This window comes from Ignavibacteriales bacterium, from assembly GCA_016700155.1.
Taxonomy (GTDB): Bacteria; Bacteroidota; Ignavibacteria; order Ignavibacteriales; family Ignavibacteriaceae.
Genome location: CP065001.1, coordinates 3,090,835 through 3,107,121, shown reverse-complemented (window position 1 = coordinate 3,107,121; position 16,287 = coordinate 3,090,835). Strand labels below are relative to the sequence as shown.

The following is a 16,287-nucleotide window of genomic DNA, read 5'->3' as shown; positions in this document are numbered from 1 at the left end:
CACGGATTTAAATGAAATCGATATTCAAAATATTTAAAACTAACAAATGGCTCTCCCCGGTGTTAGTGTTATCATTTTCATTATTAATTCTGAACTTTGTTTTTCCTTTACCTGATTTGAAGCCCTATTCACAGGCTGTATATTCAAGTGACGGTACTTTGCTGACAGCTTTTCTTTCAAAAGATGAAAAGTGGAGATTGCAGACAAAGCTTGAAGAAGTCTCGCCCGAACTTATCACTGCAATAATCAACAAAGAGGATAAAACATTTTTCTGGCACTCAGGCGTAGATTTTTTTGCTGTAGCGAAAGCTCTTTACAATAATATCACAAAAGGTAAAGTTGTTTCCGGTGCTTCAACAATCACAATGCAGGTTGCAAGAATACTTGAACCTAAGAGAAGAACATTCTTAAATAAAATTGTGGAAGTGTTAAGAGCGTTTCAGATTGAACTGCATTACAGTAAAAAAGAAATCCTGGAAATTTATCTCAGTCATCTTCCACTCGGCGGTAATGTTGAAGGGATTAAATCTGCGTCCTACATTTATTTTGATAATCCTCCCGCTACACTAAGTTTATCTCAGGCGATACTGCTTTCAATAATTCCCGGTGATCCTAATTCGCTGCGGCTTGACAGGATGAATGATAAAATCCGGATTAAACGCGATTACTGGATTAAAAGATTCAAAGAAGAAAAAATTTTTCCTGAGAATGATTTGAATGACGCAATTGATGAGCCGATTACATCCAATCGTTATGCAATTCCTTACAAGGCTCCACATCTTTGTTATTTATTAAGAAAAAAATATGATGAGGACAGAATTGAATCTACATTGAACATGCAGATTCAACAGACAACGGAAAATATTTTGTGGAATTATATAAACAGGATACGAAGTAAAAGTATTTCCAATGGCGCTGTAATTGTAATTGATAACCGAACAAATTCTGTTGTGGGTTACTGCGGCTCCGCGGACTTTTATGATGAACATAATGCCGGGCAGGTAAATGGGATTATTGCGGAACGTTCACCCGGCTCAACATTAAAACCGGCTTTGTATGCAATTGCAATTGAAAGAGGTTTTATAACTCCGGGAACAAAGCTGCTTGACGTTCCGATAGAAATCGGAGGATATGAGCCGGAAAACTTCGATGAAAAATTTTACGGACTGGTATCGACAGAACAGGCACTGGTAAATTCACTTAATATTCCCGCGGTTGAACTTCTTTACAAAATTGGGACTAAAGATTTTATTGAGTTCATGGAATCAACTGGTTTTAAAAAGATAACTAAAAACAAAACCAAACTTGGTCTGTCATTGATTCTCGGAGGATGCGGTGTAACTCTTGAAGAACTGACTTCGTTCTACACAGTTTTTTCACATGAAGGTGAACTTAAAAAGTTGAAATATATTAACAATGAAGAAGATTACTCCGAAGAAGTTTTCTCAGAGGAAACTGCTTATCTGATTGCGGAAATTCTATCAGGTAAACAGCGTAATGATATGCTTGTAGATTATGATTATTCCAAGCTTCCGAGGTTTGCTTACAAGACAGGAACTTCTTATGGAAAACGCGATGCCTGGGCAATAGGTTTTAATCCAAACTATACAATTGGAGTCTGGGTCGGAAATTTTAATGGAAGCGGTTCACCCTATCTGACAGGGGCTGAAGCTGCGATACCTTTGCTTGCAGATTTGTTCAATGCACTTGATTACAAGTCAAAAAATAAATGGTTCAGTAAACCTGAAAATATTTATGAACGTGACGTTTGTTTTGAATCTGGACTGCTGCCAACTCCGGAATGTAAAAATCTTGTTAAGGAACTTGCTGTAAAAAATCAGTCGCATAATGAATACTGTAACCTGCACCAGACATTATATGTAAGTGAAGATGAATCAATTCAGTATTGCAAGGAATGTTTACCGCTTAATCACTTTAAGAAAGTGAATTTCACAATACAGAAACCCGAGTTGATTTCCTGGTTTTCAAAAAATAATATTCCGTTTGTGCATGTACCAGAGCATAACAATGATTGTCCTTCAAGGAGAAGAGGGACGGGTCCCAAAATAGTGTCACCATCGGAAAATTTTGAATATTTTATCGAAGCAAATTCTCAGCAGGAAATAGTTCTGATGGCTTCTTCCAACCCGGGAATTAAGTATCACTACTGGTATGTGAATGATAAGTTCATAAAAAGAAGCCAGGCAGGTCAACGGGTGTTTTACAAACCTGAAAAAGCTGAGATGCTGAATATTGTTTGTATGGATGACCAGGGAAGTCAGAGATCAGTCAAAGTTTCAGTAAAAAGTTTCTGAATAGAAAATCATTATTCGCTGCTAAGTTCATCTCCATAAATTTTTTCACATAACATCGATAGTTCCGAAAGCTCATCAGCGCTGAGTTTTCTATTTATTACGGCATCAAGTTTCTGAACTTCAGGGAGAATATCTTCTAGAAGTTTCAACCCTTTTTTTGTTATCCTTGTGAGTGAATACCTTTTGTCAGTATCAGATGAATATCTTTCAACAAGTTTTTCTTTTATCAGTTTGTCCACAAGCCGGGTAACGTCGGGTGCCGGTTCAATCATCCGGTCGATAATTTCACAGCGCGGATAACCTTCCGGGAAGACACCTTTCAATATCCTGAGTACATTATATTGCGGTGTGGTTATTCCGTAACGTACAAAAATCTCTTCGAACTTACCGCGCAAGTGATAGCTTGTTACAAACAGGTTTAGCACGGCTTCCTGTGCGTTGCTGCTGAACTTAGATTGTTTTAATCTTCGCTTTAAAACTTCACCCATAAATTTTTACCTCCGTTGCAGCACAACAATAAACTTAAGCTTTGCCAAATGCAATATTGAGTTAAAATAAAAATCCGGCGTCACGATTCTCTGCATAGTTTTCTAAATCCTTATTAATTATTTTTGAATAAACAAAAACAAGATTTAATGATATTTCTAAATCCAGCTATTCTTTTCGGACTGCTTGCAGCTTCAATCCCGGTTCTGATTCATCTTTTTAATTTAAGAAAGTTAAAGAAGATCGAATTCAGTACACTCGCATTCTTAAAGGAACTTCAGAAAAATAAGATCAGGAAAATAAAACTTAAACAATGGCTCTTGCTTGCGTTGAGAGTTTTGATAATTCTTTTTCTGGTTATGGCTTTTGCAAGACCAACTCTGGAAGGACTCGCAATCGGCGGAACAACATCAGCGGCAAAAACATCCGCAGTTTTTATTCTCGATGATTCATTCAGCATGTCTGTTGTTGACAATAACGGTTCATACTTTAACCAGGCAAAGGAAAGTGTGGTAAAACTTCTGAGCAATTTGCAGGAAGGTGATGAAGCTGCGTTATTCTTAACGTCTTCAAAACAAAATGAAATTAAATTCAGTAATGATATTGGCGGAATAATAAATTCGGTGCGAGGTTTGAGTGCGTCGTACGGAAGCGGATACCTTGAAGAGTGTTTGTTGAAAGCAGCTACATTATTAAATGAATCGAAAAATTTTAATAAAGAGATTTATATCATTAGTGATTTTCAGAAATCAACTTTAAATAAATATGAATCGGCTTCAGTGATTAATGAACTTGCTGATGAAAAGATACGGTTATACCTGATCAAGTTTAACGAAAAGCCGGTGAACAATATTGCGGTAACTGAATTCAAAACAGAGACGCAAATATTTGAAAAAGGAAAACCTGTGAGTTTCACCGCAACTATTAAAAATTTTTCGGGGAATGAAATATCAAATAATGTTGCTTCTATATTCAGTAGCGGAGAAAGAATAGCGCAGCAAAGTTTCAGTATTGCTTCGGGTGAATCACTTACTTTAAATATTGAAGCACAGGTTAATACTTCCGGTTTCGTTGAAACATTTATCGAGATAGATGATGATGATATTCTCCAGGATAACAAAAGATACCTTACACTTGATATTCCTGAAGTTATACCGGTGATTATTTTTTATCAGCAGGAACAGGATACAAAGTTTATTGAACTTGCGCTCAATGTTCCCGGTAGTTCCACATCAATAAAAATTGAAAAGAGAAATATTAACCAGATTGCTTCGGTTAATCTTAATAATTACAAAACTGTAATTCTGTGTGGAAACATATCGGGTAGTAATCTGCAAAAAATAAAATCGTATGTTGAGAATGGCGGCGGACTGTTTATTATTCCCGCTTCACAAACAACTGCGCTTGAATATTCTTCAATGTTATCAGGACTGAATATACAAGCCGGTGTAGCTGCTTCCGGCAAAATTGATGACAACAGTAATCCGGTCAAGTTTGATAAGATTGAATTTCAGCATCCGGTGTTTGCTGATCTTTTCCCTGATGAAAAGAAAAATAAAATTGATTCACCTGAAATTTATTTTCATCTGAAGATGAGTTCTGCGATAAACAACCTTCCATTAATTACTCTTGATGATAATTCAGTTTTTCTTTCTGAATCTGTTTTAGGTAAGGGGAAAATATTTGTTTTCACTTCGGCTCCGGTTTTATCGTGGACTAATCTTCCTTTAAAAGGAATTTTTGTTCCGCTCATTTATAAATCGGTCAGCTACCTTGCAAGTAATGGAAAAACTGTTGAAGAAAAATTTGTTGGTCAGGAAATTCAGGTAAAAAATTATCTGCAAAACTCTCCCATTCTAAAGATTACTAAGCCGGATAAAACCGATGAAGTGATAAATCAGAATGCGAATGTATTTGAGCAGACAACATTACCTGGTAATTACACAGTTACAGGAAATGAAGTTATAGATAAATTTTCGATCAATACTGATCCGGTTGAATCAGACATAAAATATTTATCCGAAAGTGAAATTGAAACTTATATTGCTTCAACAAAGTTCGGGGGTAAATCATTTTTGTTGAATATAAATGATGACCCGGTTCAGGCGGTAGTTCAATCAAGATTTGGCTCAGAGTTGTGGAGATATTTTGTGCTGATTGCGTTACTTCTTGCAATCACTGAAACGCTTGTAGCGAGAAGCAGTAAAAAAGATTTGTTAAGCCTTAATGAAACAAAGTAGGAGTTAGTATTAAATCAACAATTGAAATAGAGAAGAAAACAATTGAACGCGCAGCATTAGTTGCGCTTCATACAAATGAAATAACAAAAGAACTTGTTGAAGAACACCTTGCTGAGCTTGAGGAACTTGCATTAACAGCCGGCGCTGATACTGTTTATAAAATGATCCAGTCAAAGTACACAAAGGACCCTGCTTATTACATCGGTAAAGGTAAAGCAGAAGAGCTTGCAGTAATAGTTGAAGAAAGAAAAATCGATCTTGTAATTTTTGATGATGATCTGTCTCCCGTCCAGGTAAGGAATCTTGAAAAACTTCTTAACAAAAAAATTGTTGACCGAAGCGGATTGATACTCGACATTTTTGCATTCCGTGCAAAAACTAAAGAAGCAAAAACACAGGTTGAACTTGCACAGCTTCAGTATATGCTGCCAAGACTTACGCGCGCGTGGACTCACCTTTCAAAACAATATGGCGGTATCGGGACAAAAGGTCCGGGTGAAACACAGATTGAAACCGACAGACGAATTATCAGGAACAGGATAAGTCATCTAAAAGAAAACCTTGTTAAGATCGAAGCGCATCGTTCGACACAAAGTGCGGGGAGAAAAGATCTGACAAAACTTGCACTTGTAGGTTATACAAATGTTGGTAAGTCAACGCTGTTCAATTTGTTGACGAATGCCGGTGTGTTTGCCGAAGATAAATTATTCGCGACGCTTGATTCAACAACTCGTTCATTTACGCTTGGCAATAACAGAAAGTTTTTAATAAGCGATACAGTTGGATTCATTCGTAAACTTCCTCATCATCTCGTTGCATCATTTAAAAGTACATTGAATGAAGTTCGTGACGCAGATGTAATTTTGCACATCATAGATCTTTCGCATCAATATTATGAAGATCATATCTCAGTCGTTGAGCAAACGATGAAAGATCTGCATTTCCATTCAAAGAAAATTATACGTGTGTTTAACAAAGTTGATGCTGTATCAAATAAACATTTACTTGATTATGCAAAAAACAAGTACACCAACAGTGTAATAATCTCAGCAAAGAAAGGCATAAATGTTTCTTCACTGAATGACAAAGTTTTAAGTTTTGTTGAAGATGCTTTTGTGAATGAAGATATTATTCTGCCTGCAGAGAAAAGCAGGATCGCAGCAAAGATTCATGAACTTGCGGATGTGCTTTCAACAAGGTATGATGAAGATAAAATCCTGATTACATACAGAACAAAAAAAGAGAACTCAGAAAAAATAAAGAAGATGATACATGGCAAATAGTGTTTTGATGATCGATGGCAGATCACTCACGTTAAATAAGATTGAAAGTTTTTTAAAAGAAAATCAAAAAATAAAACTTACTCCCGGCGCAATTAAAAATGTAAAACGTTCGCGCGCTTTAATTGATAAATGGGTTGACGAAGGAAAAGTAATTTACGGTGTAACAACAGGCTTCGGAGAGTTTGCCAATGTTTCAATTTCAAAAAAAGATATTGAAAAACTTCAGGAGAACCTGATCATCAGTCATTCAACAGGAGTCGGCGATCCGCTTCCTCCGTTTATTGTTAAGATAATGATGCTGCTTCGTGTCAATGCACTTGCAAGCGGTCATTCGGGCATTCGTCTTGAAACACTTGAACTACTCATTGCGATGATTAACAATAACATCATTCCGGTTATTCCTTCTCAAGGATCAGTTGGATCAAGCGGTGATCTTGCGCCATTGTCGCATCTTGTTCTTACAATGATCGGTAAAGGTGAAGTGCAGATATTTAAGAATGTTGTGAATGATGATTCGCATAAAGTTAAAGTTCAAAAATCTTCCACAGTATTAAAGAAGTATGGATTAACCCCAATCAGACTTGGTGCTAAAGAAGGCTTAGCCTTAATTAACGGTACTCAAATGATGACAGCTTTTGCTGCATATATTTGTATCGAGGCAAACAAACTGAAAAAAGTTACTGACATAGCAGGCGCACTTTCACATGAAACATTACGCGGGACTGACAATGCATTCGATCTGCGACTTCATAAACTAAGACCATTTCCCGGGCAAATTACAGTTGCAAAAAATATTTTGTCGATGATTAAAGGAAGTGAAATCCGCGAATCGCACCGGAAGAATGATCCGCGAGTTCAGGATTCATATTCGATCAGATGTATTCCGCAGATCCACGGTGCATCGAGAGATACAATTGATTATGTCTCATCGCGCGTTGAAGTTGAATTGAATTCTGTGAATGATAATCCATTAATTTTTCCTGATGATGAAGAACATCTTGAAGGCGGAAATTTTCATGGTCAGCCGATGGCGCTTGCAATGGACTTTATGGCAATTGCACTTTCCGAATACGCAAATGTTTCTGAACGAAGAACTGAAAGAATGTTGAATGGTTCACTCAGCAGTCTTCCAAGATTTCTTGCAAAGAATGGCGGGTTGAATTCCGGTTTGATGATCGCACAGTACACTGCCGCCGCGTTGGTATCGGAGAATAAAGTACTTGCTCATCCCGCTAGTGTTGATTCAATTCCAACATCTGCAAACCAGGAAGATCATAATTCAATGGGTTCGATAGCGGCAAGAAAATGTTTTCAGATCATGAAAAATGTTCAATCAGTTTTAGCGATTGAAATTTTAACTGCGTGCCAGGGACTTGAGTTTCATAGACCCATGAAACCGGGAATTGGTACTCAATCAGCTTATAATACAATCAGAAAAAAAATTAAGCCTGTAGAATCAGACAGAGTTTTATACACTGAAATCGAAAAGGTGATTTCTTTGATACGGAATAATCAGATTTTAACTGAAGTTGAAAGAAGAATAAAACTTTTATAAAAGATTACGGTCTTGTCCTGATCTTTCTCTTATTCTTTATCTTTAGCGTATTCTTCGTCTATTAAAAATCATATTCTTACTCTCATCGATTTTGCCTAACTTTGTTCATCAAATATTTCTTTCTACGGAGGAACAATGTCGATAATTCTTGACGGATCAAATCTTACAATTGAAAAACTAGTCAGCATAGCACGCCACAAAGAAAAAGTAGAACTTAGCAGTGAAGCTCTTCAAAGAATAAAAACCTGCAGAGCAATGCTCGAAGAAAAAATTCAGGCTCACGAAATAATGTACGGTGTTAACACCGGTATTGGAGAATTTTCAGAAGTTGTTTTGAACGATGACCAGGTAAAAGATTTTCAGAAGTATTTAATTTACAACCACTCCGCTGGAATCGGCGAGCCGATGCCAATTGAACATGTTCGCGGTGCAATTGCCGGAAGAATAAATGTTCACGCTCATGGCAACTCAGGCTGCCGTCCTGAAATTACTTTGACACTCATCGAAATGTTGAATAAAAATTGTATTCCGGTCGTGTGTGAAAAAGGTTCTGTTGGCGCTTGCGGCGATCTCGCCCCAATGTCACAGATTGCTTTATTGTTAATGGGTGAAGGCGAAGCATTTTATAAAGGTGAAAGACTTCCCGGTAAAACCGCTTTTGAAAAAGCCGGAATAAAAATTCCCGGACTTCAGGCACGCGATGGACTTGCAACGATCAATGGTTCAAATTTTATTACAGCAATAAGCGCGCTTCAGCTTTATGATATAAATAGATGGCTTATGCAGGCTGAAATAGCCGCTGCAATGAGTCTTGAAGCGCTTCTCGCTAATATGAAACCTTATGATGTTCGTCTTCACAAGTTAAGAGGCTTCTCCGGCGCGGTAAGAAGTTCGCAGTCAATAAAAAAATGTATTGAAGGAAGTGAACTACTCACCGGAAAGATAAAACAAAAAGTTCAGGATGCTTATTCAATGCGATCAACTCCGCAGGTGATCGGTGCAGCACACGATGCTGTCGCTTATGCAAAGTCACAAATCGAAATTGAACTGAATGGTGTTGGTGATAACCCGATCTTTATTCCTGAAGATAAAATTACATTAACCGGTGCGAACTTTCAGGGAACACCTGTTTCATTACCAATGGATATGATAAGTGCCGCTGTAACTATGGTAAGTGTGTTATCTGAAAGAAGAATGAATCGTTTGAATAATCCCGCGTTGAGTGTTGGACTTCCATCATTTTTAACAAAAGCTGCGGGTATGTTTTCAGGTTTGATGTTAAGTCAATACACTGCTGATACTCTCATTGTTGAACAAAGAATTTTATCAACACCGGCATCGATTCAGTCGATTCCTGCGGCTGCCGATCAGGAAGATTTTGTTTCTATGGGAATGAATACAGTTCTTAAAAATCAGCAGATACTTGATAACGCTTATGGTATATTGGGAATAGAATTTATGGCTGCGGCACAGGCGCTTGATTTCCGCGAGCATAAACCGGGAAAAGGAGTAAGCAAAGCAAAAGAAGTTATCCGTAAACATGTTGAGTTTCTTGATATTGATCGTCCGCTTTATTCTGATCATAACAAGATAAAAGCACTTGTGAAGTCTTGTGAGATACTTGAGGAAGTTGAGAAAGAAGTAGGAAGATTAGACTAGGAAAGTTTCACGCAAAGACGCAAAGTCGCAAAGAAGAATATGAACGAAAATGAATTATCAAAAATAATTGTTGATTCTTGTTTTAAAGTTCATAGTGAATTGGGACCTGGACTTTTAGAGTCAGTATATGAAGAGGTTTTGTCTTATGAAATATTAAGACGGGATTTAGTCATCGAACGTCAGAAAGGAATTCCCGTTATTTATGATAAAATGAAAATGGAATTGGGATTCAGAGCAGATATAATTGTAGAAAATAAAGTGATAATTGAATTAAAATCAATTGAAGCAATTGCACCGGTCCATCATAAACAAGTTCTAACTTATCTTAAGTTGACAGGGCTAAAATTAGGACTTCTGATAAACTTTAACGAAGCATTAATTAAAGATGGCATAAAAAGAATTGTAAATAATTTATAAGCACTTTGCGCCTTAGCGTCTTTGCGAGAAATATAATTTAAGATCAATGGAATGACATGGAAATAGTTTATCTAATAACCGGATTAGTTACTGGCGCAGTTGCCGCTTGGTTGATTGCATCATTTAAGTTCAAGGGTGAGAAAGGAATCACTCCACAGGAAGTACAGCAATTAAATGATCAGATAAATTCACTGAAGATTGAAGCAAGTGCATTAACGGAAAAAGTTAAAATCATCGAGCAGGACAAACTTTCACTACAGCTTGAATTAAAATCTGAAAGAGAAAAATCTGAAAAACTAACTTCGGAAAATTCATCAATTAAATCCGACTATTCTAATCTTCAAACAAAACTCTCTGAACAAAAAGAAGAGGTAGAAAAGCTCCAGGAAAAATTCACAAAAGAATTTGAGAATCTTGCCAACAAAATTTTTGAAGAGAAAGGGAACAAATTCACTGAACAGAACAAAGAAAAACTTGGTGAAATACTGAATCCGCTTAAAGAAAAAATTTCTGAGTTTGAAAGGAAAGTCGAAGAGACAAATAAAGAAAGCATCAAAGGTCATGCTTCATTGCGTGAACAGCTTCAGACATTGAAGGAAATGAATCAGCAGATAACACAGGAAGCAAAAAATTTAACTACAGCGTTAAAAGGTCAGACTAAAATGCAAGGTAATTGGGGAGAATTTATTCTTGAAAGTATTCTTGAAAAATCAGGATTAGTTAGAGGAAGAGAATATGTTGTTCAGGAAAGTCTAACAACAGAAGCAGGAAAACGATTTCAGCCGGATGTTATTATCAAGCTTCCGGAAAACAAGAGCATAGTAATTGATTCCAAGGTTTCATTAGTTGGTTATGAAAAATTTGTTTCCGAAGAAGATGAACATCAAAAGCAGCTTGGATTAGGAGAACATATCAATTCAATCCGTTCACACATAAAAAATCTTAGTAGAAAAAATTATCAGAACCTTTACCAGTTGAACAGTCTCGACTATGTTTTAATGTTTATGCCAATTGAACCGGCATTTGCTGTCGCTGTTCAGAATGATGCTTCACTTTTTACTGACGCATTTGACCAGAATATTGTGATAGTTAGTCCTTCAACATTACTTGCCACATTAAGGACTATCTCAAGCATCTGGCGGCAGGAAAATCAAAATAAAAATGCGATGGAGATTGCGAGACAAAGCGGAGAAATGCTCGATAAGTTTACCGCATTTGTTGATGATCTTATTTCTGTCGGAAAAAGTTTAGTCGGTGCAAAAGATAATTACGATAAGGCAATGAACAAGTTGACTGACGGCAGAGGTAACCTGATAAGCCGTTCAGAAAAAATTAAAAAGCTTGGAGCTAAAGCGAGCAAATCTTTACCTCCCGCTATATTAAACCGTGCTGATATGGATGATGAAAATAATTTACTGGAAAATGAATGATAGTCAGACCACCAAAAACCAAAGAAGAGTTTGAAAGATATTATGATCTTAGGTGGCGTATGCTTCGCGCGCCCTGGAATCAACCTCGTGGTTCTGAGAAGGATCCGATTGAAGATATTGCTTACCCGATAATGGTCTGTGAGGTTGACGGTATTCCTATCGGTGTCGGAAGAGTTCATTTTAACAGTGATGATGAAGCACAAATCCGTTCAATGGCTGTTGAACCTGAATGGCAGAAAAAAGGAATAGGCTCAATTATTATTAATGAACTTGAGAAGATTGCGATAGATAAAGGCGCTAAGTATGTTGTGCTTAACGCACGCGATACTGCTATCCCGTTCTATGAAAAGCATGGGTACAGATTGATAGAGAAGACGATTACTTTATTTGGAACAATTCCTCATCACATAATGCGAAAAGATTTTTAAAACAAATGGCACACTGATTACGCAGATAAAACTGATTCACTCAGATTAGTCATCTCACGACTGTCAGTCCGAACTTGTTTCGGAATCTTGGCTAGAGATATAGTGAAAAAAACAGATGCTGAAATAAATTCAGCATGACAATTTAAAAGCTCTCTGACAATCTTAGCGGTATCAGTGTTCTATTACTTACTTCCCATCTTTACTATCTCTTCAAACTCAAGTTTTTCCACAGGCATGACTGATAGACGATTACCACGCTGAATTAACCTCATATTTTTTAGTTTTGGATTTGATCGTATCGAATCAAGAGTAACGTGAGTTTTAAACTCTTTCACAAACTTAATATCGACCATTATCCACGTTGGATTTTTAGGATCGGCCTTAGGATCGAAGTGATCATCTTTGGGATCGAATTGGGTATGATCTGGATAACCTTCTTTAACAACTTCACAAATTCCCACAACTGCATTTGGTTCAGTACTGCTGTAATAAAACAAAACCTGGTCTCCTTTTTTCATTTCATCACGCATAAAATTTCTTGCCTGGTAATTTCTCACCCCGTCCCAGCAAGTAGTTTGGTTTTTAGATTTTTTCAGATCATCTAAAGAAAAAATGTTTGGTTCAGATTTTACGAGCCAGAATTTTTTAGACATAATAATCCTTTTAAATGAAATTCGAAAAAATAAGTACTTGTCGTTTAGTCATAATTGATAATAGCTAAAGCAAAATATAAAAATGATTGCACTTATTCACACCGCTATCTATATTGATAAGTAATAAAGTTGATTGCATCAATTGCCGGAACGAACTTCAAATAGTATTCCCAGTACTTTAAAAATAATTTCAAATAATCAGGAGGCTTTATGAAACTATTTAAACTTTCTGTTCTGTTCAGCGTGTTTCTTTTCTCTCCATTTGTTTTTGCTCAGGCAGGCTCAGTTGAATTAAGAGACGGCGGAGGAGTTTTAGTAAGTTCGCATGCAAGCATTCAGGAAGCGTATAATGCCATTCCGGCAAACATAACCCAGGCATATACGATTGAAATCCTTGCTGCCTATGCGGGAACAAATGAAACTTTCCCGATTACATTTTCACTACGAACCGGGACGTCAACTTCAAACACAATTACGCTGAGACCCGCAGCGGGAAACACAGGTGAATCGATTTCGGGAACTGCCGGTGGTCAGCCTATTTTACTGCTGGATGATATTGATTTTGTAATCATTGACGGAAGACCGGGAGGAACGGGAACCACTTCTGATCTGACATTGGAAAACCTTGCAACAACAATCAGCTCATATACAATTCGTTTGTTGAACGGAGCTTGTAATAATGTTATCCGGTATTGTGTTCTTAGAAACAATACAATGAATACTGCAGGTCCCAGAACTATTGAAATTGGTACATCGGCTTCAAATCCAACTGGAAACTCTGATAACCTGATAATGAATAATGAAATAATCGGAGGGCGGTCAGGCATTGGTCTTGCAGGCACCACAGCAAACCCAAACCAGAACACAACGATCACCAACAACAGGATATACAATTTTGGTTATGCAGGTATCTGGGTTTTATCATCTTCACATAATATTGTCATACAGGGAAATGAAATATACCAGACCACCGGGTTCAACACTTCAAATTTTGGTATTATAGCAGCAGGGTTTATTAATCTTGATATCATAAAAAATAAAATATATGATATTCAAAACACAGCCTCTGCTACATTGAGAGGGATGCAGATTACACCCGCAGCCGCATCAGTATTAAATGTTTTTAATAATTTTGTCAGCCTCACGTTAGATAACGGAACAAAAACATCACTCTACGGAATTCAACTACTCGGTTCAACTGATTGTACGATGAACTTGTATTATAATACAATCAGGATTGGCGGCACACATACGGGTGGTACGGCTGGTGTAGTTGTATCCGGTGGTATAGTAAAAGGGAACACCGGCGCAGGTTCAATTTACAATCAGAAGAATAATGTTGTATTGAATACAAGAACAGGCGGAACCGCTGGAACATTCCATACCGGTTATTTTTCAGGTTCAACTAACTTGGTTGGAACGAGCGACATCGATTATAATGTTTATTATGGTTTTGATGCAGGCTCAAATCACGCCGGATGGGGCGGGACATTATACACTGATATCAATACTTACAGAGCAGCCGCAACACCAAATGAACAGAACACAATTTTTAAAGCAGTGAATTTTGTTTCCAATACTGATCTTCATGTTGCAGGTGCATCTATCGGGGATTTTGATCTTGCAGGAACTCCGATTACCGGAATAACAGATGACATTGACGGTCAGCCTCGCCACGCTACAGTGCCTTACAGAGGCGGTGATGAAGGTGATGTTCCTTTGCCGGTTGAACTTTCAACATTCTCTGCAAGTGTAAACGGTTCAAATGTTACGCTTGAATGGAGTACATCCAGTGAAATGAATAATCATGGTTTTGATATTGAAAGAAAATCTGTTAATGCAGACTGGCAGAAAGTCGGTTTTGTAGAAGGCGCAGGAACAACTTCAGAAACACGAAGTTATTTATTTACAGATCGTGAACTCGTTTCTGGTATTCATAATTACCGCTTAAAACAAATTGATCTTGACGGCTCATTCACTTATCATAACCTGAATAATGAAGTAGAAGTAGGAATACCCGACAAATTTGATCTTGCTCAGAACTATCCGAATCCATTCAACCCGACAACTGTTATTAGCTATTCAATTGCAAAAGAATCACTCGCCAAACTTGTTGTATTCAACAGTATTGGTGAGGAAGTTTTGACCCTTGTAAACGAACTAAAACAACCGGGAAATTATTCATATAATTTTGATGCAAACTCATTATCAAGCGGTGTGTATTTTTATAAATTGACCGCAGGTGATTTTGTTTCCACAAGGAAGATGTTGTTGGTCAAGTAACATCTGAAATTTTAAAGGTACAATTGAATCGAAGGCATCACAAATCCTGTGGTGCCTTTCTTTTGTAGATGGCGATCTTTTCGCCTTTAGTCTCAAACACTTTTTTTACTTCATAAAAATTTTCAAAATTATTTTTATCACCTCTTAAGTAATACATAACTTCAGGATACTCGTGAACTATATAATCAGGCCTATAATGATCAACCAAACGGTCATAATTTTTTTGATTTAAATGTTGGGAAATCTCGGGATTGACCAAACCCAAAGCATCTATCATCTTTCCCTTTTTATAATGATAACTTAATATGCCAATATCATCTGCAGCAATTGAGGAACCCTCAGAGACGTTTTGATTAAGCCATTCGGTCACTTTAATAAAATTGCTGTACTTAGCATTATGACCTTCAATAAAATTTTTTACTGGTAGAGAGATAGCAGTTAAGAAAAGTATGACCATTAAAATTTTTTTCAGAACGGAATTCTTTATTGTGCTTACTGCAAACAGTGAGAAAATTATTGCGAGTATTATCGCAAATGGAATGTAATACCATTTGTAAGGCGGAGCGTTAATCACAAATGCATATAAAACAAATAATGCAATCGACCAGTATGAAAGAATTTTTATTCCATCATTTTCTAATAATGCTATCCGTTTCACTCTGAAATAAATAAGACTAATGATGAGCAACAAAAGAATACTGCTAATTGTAATGATTTTTCCAGGGATGTGAATTACACTTCCTGTGAGAAAGATTAAACCGTCTCCGAATATTCCAAGTTTACTTTGAGTAAGTTTTAATGCAATTGTGGTTGGCAGAAATGAGTCAAAATAAAATTTACTGAATACAAACCAGGGAATAATCATTAACAGGAAAAAAAAGATAACTCTGAATGAAGGTAGTTTTTTGTATTTGATTATATAAAAGAGGAATAACATTCCGGCAAAAAGAAATGAATCCAATCTTGCTAAGATGCTAAGTCCGGCTAATGAAAATGAAAGAACAAATTTTTCACTCGTAAAGTAATAGATGGAAGCAAGAATAATTGTCAGATTCAAAAATGTTTCCATACCAAAACCATATTTCAAAACCGGCATCGAAAAAAATATAAGTGCTGTTACAAAAAATCTTTCATTGTCTTTGAGAAGCTTATATAGCAAGAACAAAATAAGTACAATTGAAAGAACAGAAATAATACCGCCGATATATTCCAGGCTGCCCGGAAATAAAGGTTTAACTAAAAAATAAATGAATGCCAACAGCAATGTATATAACGGTGAAGTTGTTGCGTTAACTTTCTCGCCTATGTTAAATACATAACCATTTCCGTCGGCAATGTTTTTTGCATACTGATAAAATATATATGCGTCATCTAGTCTGAAGAACATAAAACCGGTAAAAAACACCAGGACCACGATAGTGAGTGATATGAAATAAAACTTGTTCATCTTGTTTATAAAATTATAAAACATTTTATTGAATATGAATTTATAATTACCGCTTTTGGCTGTTGATATTAGCATTCAAGCCGAATATCTT

The 16,287-nt window shown here is 36.6% G+C and carries 12 protein-coding genes; 9 read left to right on the top strand and 3 right to left on the bottom strand.

Features of this window, described 5'->3' with window-relative positions; translation table 11 throughout:
* The first annotated feature begins 11 nt into the window (after positions 1-11).
* A complete protein-coding gene (gene pbpC / locus IPM56_13265) occupies positions 12-2,315 on the top strand; it encodes a penicillin-binding protein 1C (protein QQS35213.1) in 2,304 nt (767 codons plus the stop codon).
* An 11-nt stretch (positions 2,316-2,326) separates the two neighbouring features.
* Here pbpC and IPM56_13260 read toward each other — a convergent pair whose 3' ends face one another.
* Positions 2,327-2,803, bottom strand: a complete 477-nt coding sequence (locus IPM56_13260) for a MarR family transcriptional regulator (protein QQS35212.1) — start codon at positions 2,801-2,803, stop codon at positions 2,327-2,329.
* Positions 2,804-2,950: 147 nt separating this feature from the next.
* Between IPM56_13260 and IPM56_13255 the strand changes: the two genes are divergently transcribed.
* The 7 genes from IPM56_13255 (at position 2,951) to IPM56_13225 (ending at position 11,813) form a co-directional block, all read left to right on the top strand.
* A complete protein-coding gene (locus tag IPM56_13255) occupies positions 2,951-5,041 on the top strand; it encodes a BatA and WFA domain-containing protein (GenBank protein QQS35211.1) in 2,091 nt (696 codons plus the stop codon).
* Positions 5,042-5,061: 20 nt separating this feature from the next.
* Positions 5,062-6,324 (top strand): GTPase HflX, encoded by a 1,263-nt coding sequence (gene hflX / locus IPM56_13250; GenBank protein QQS38307.1) that lies wholly within the window; start codon positions 5,062-5,064, stop codon positions 6,322-6,324.
* Positions 6,314-7,879 (top strand): histidine ammonia-lyase, encoded by a 1,566-nt coding sequence (gene hutH / locus IPM56_13245; protein QQS35210.1) that lies wholly within the window; start codon positions 6,314-6,316, stop codon positions 7,877-7,879. Before hflX ends, hutH begins: the two co-directional genes overlap by 11 nt.
* 135 nt (positions 7,880-8,014) lie before the next feature.
* A complete protein-coding gene (locus IPM56_13240) occupies positions 8,015-9,538 on the top strand; it encodes an aromatic amino acid lyase (GenBank protein ID QQS35209.1) in 1,524 nt (507 codons plus the stop codon).
* 39 nt (positions 9,539-9,577) lie between these two features.
* The gene (locus IPM56_13235; GenBank protein QQS35208.1) at positions 9,578-9,955 is read left to right on the top strand and encodes a GxxExxY protein; all 378 of its coding nucleotides are present in this window, start codon (positions 9,578-9,580) and stop codon (positions 9,953-9,955) included.
* A gap of 56 nt (positions 9,956-10,011) precedes the next feature.
* Positions 10,012-11,385 carry a DNA recombination protein RmuC gene (gene rmuC / locus IPM56_13230; protein ID QQS35207.1) on the top strand — a complete coding sequence of 458 codons (1,374 nt, stop codon included), beginning with the start codon at positions 10,012-10,014 and terminating at the stop codon, positions 11,383-11,385.
* Entirely contained in the window at positions 11,382-11,813 is a 432-nt protein-coding gene (locus IPM56_13225) for a GNAT family N-acetyltransferase (protein QQS35206.1), read from the top strand. The genes rmuC and IPM56_13225 overlap by 4 nt, the downstream gene beginning before the upstream one ends.
* A gap of 182 nt (positions 11,814-11,995) precedes the next feature.
* Here IPM56_13225 and IPM56_13220 read toward each other — a convergent pair whose 3' ends face one another.
* Positions 11,996-12,466, bottom strand: coding sequence for an EVE domain-containing protein (locus IPM56_13220; GenBank protein QQS35205.1), 471 nt, complete (start codon positions 12,464-12,466; stop codon positions 11,996-11,998).
* Positions 12,467-12,676: 210 nt separating this feature from the next.
* Here IPM56_13220 and IPM56_13215 point away from each other — a divergent pair, with 210 nt between their 5' ends.
* Positions 12,677-14,749, top strand: a complete 2,073-nt coding sequence (locus IPM56_13215) for a right-handed parallel beta-helix repeat-containing protein (protein QQS35204.1) — start codon at positions 12,677-12,679, stop codon at positions 14,747-14,749.
* A gap of 37 nt (positions 14,750-14,786) precedes the next feature.
* On the opposite strand, the gene IPM56_13210 is transcribed toward IPM56_13215, so the two are convergent.
* The gene (locus tag IPM56_13210; GenBank protein QQS35203.1) at positions 14,787-16,271 is read right to left on the bottom strand and encodes a hypothetical protein; all 1,485 of its coding nucleotides are present in this window, start codon (positions 16,269-16,271) and stop codon (positions 14,787-14,789) included.
* Positions 16,272-16,287: the final 16 nt, after the last annotated feature.

Coding starts and splice junctions, on each gene's coding strand:
- pbpC (QQS35213.1), top strand. CDS start 12: ATGAAATCGATATTCAAAATATTTAAAACTAACAAATGGCTCTCCCCG.
- IPM56_13260 (QQS35212.1), bottom strand. CDS start 2,803: ATGGGTGAAGTTTTAAAGCGAAGATTAAAACAATCTAAGTTCAGCAGC.
- IPM56_13255 (QQS35211.1), top strand. CDS start 2,951: ATGATATTTCTAAATCCAGCTATTCTTTTCGGACTGCTTGCAGCTTCA.
- hutH (QQS35210.1), top strand. CDS start 6,314: ATGGCAAATAGTGTTTTGATGATCGATGGCAGATCACTCACGTTAAAT.
- IPM56_13240 (QQS35209.1), top strand. CDS start 8,015: ATGTCGATAATTCTTGACGGATCAAATCTTACAATTGAAAAACTAGTC.
- IPM56_13235 (QQS35208.1), top strand. CDS start 9,578: ATGAACGAAAATGAATTATCAAAAATAATTGTTGATTCTTGTTTTAAA.
- rmuC (QQS35207.1), top strand. CDS start 10,012: ATGGAAATAGTTTATCTAATAACCGGATTAGTTACTGGCGCAGTTGCC.
- IPM56_13225 (QQS35206.1), top strand. CDS start 11,382: ATGATAGTCAGACCACCAAAAACCAAAGAAGAGTTTGAAAGATATTAT.
- IPM56_13220 (QQS35205.1), bottom strand. CDS start 12,466: ATGTCTAAAAAATTCTGGCTCGTAAAATCTGAACCAAACATTTTTTCT.
- IPM56_13215 (QQS35204.1), top strand. CDS start 12,677: ATGAAACTATTTAAACTTTCTGTTCTGTTCAGCGTGTTTCTTTTCTCT.
- IPM56_13210 (QQS35203.1), bottom strand. CDS start 16,271: ATGCTAATATCAACAGCCAAAAGCGGTAATTATAAATTCATATTCAAT.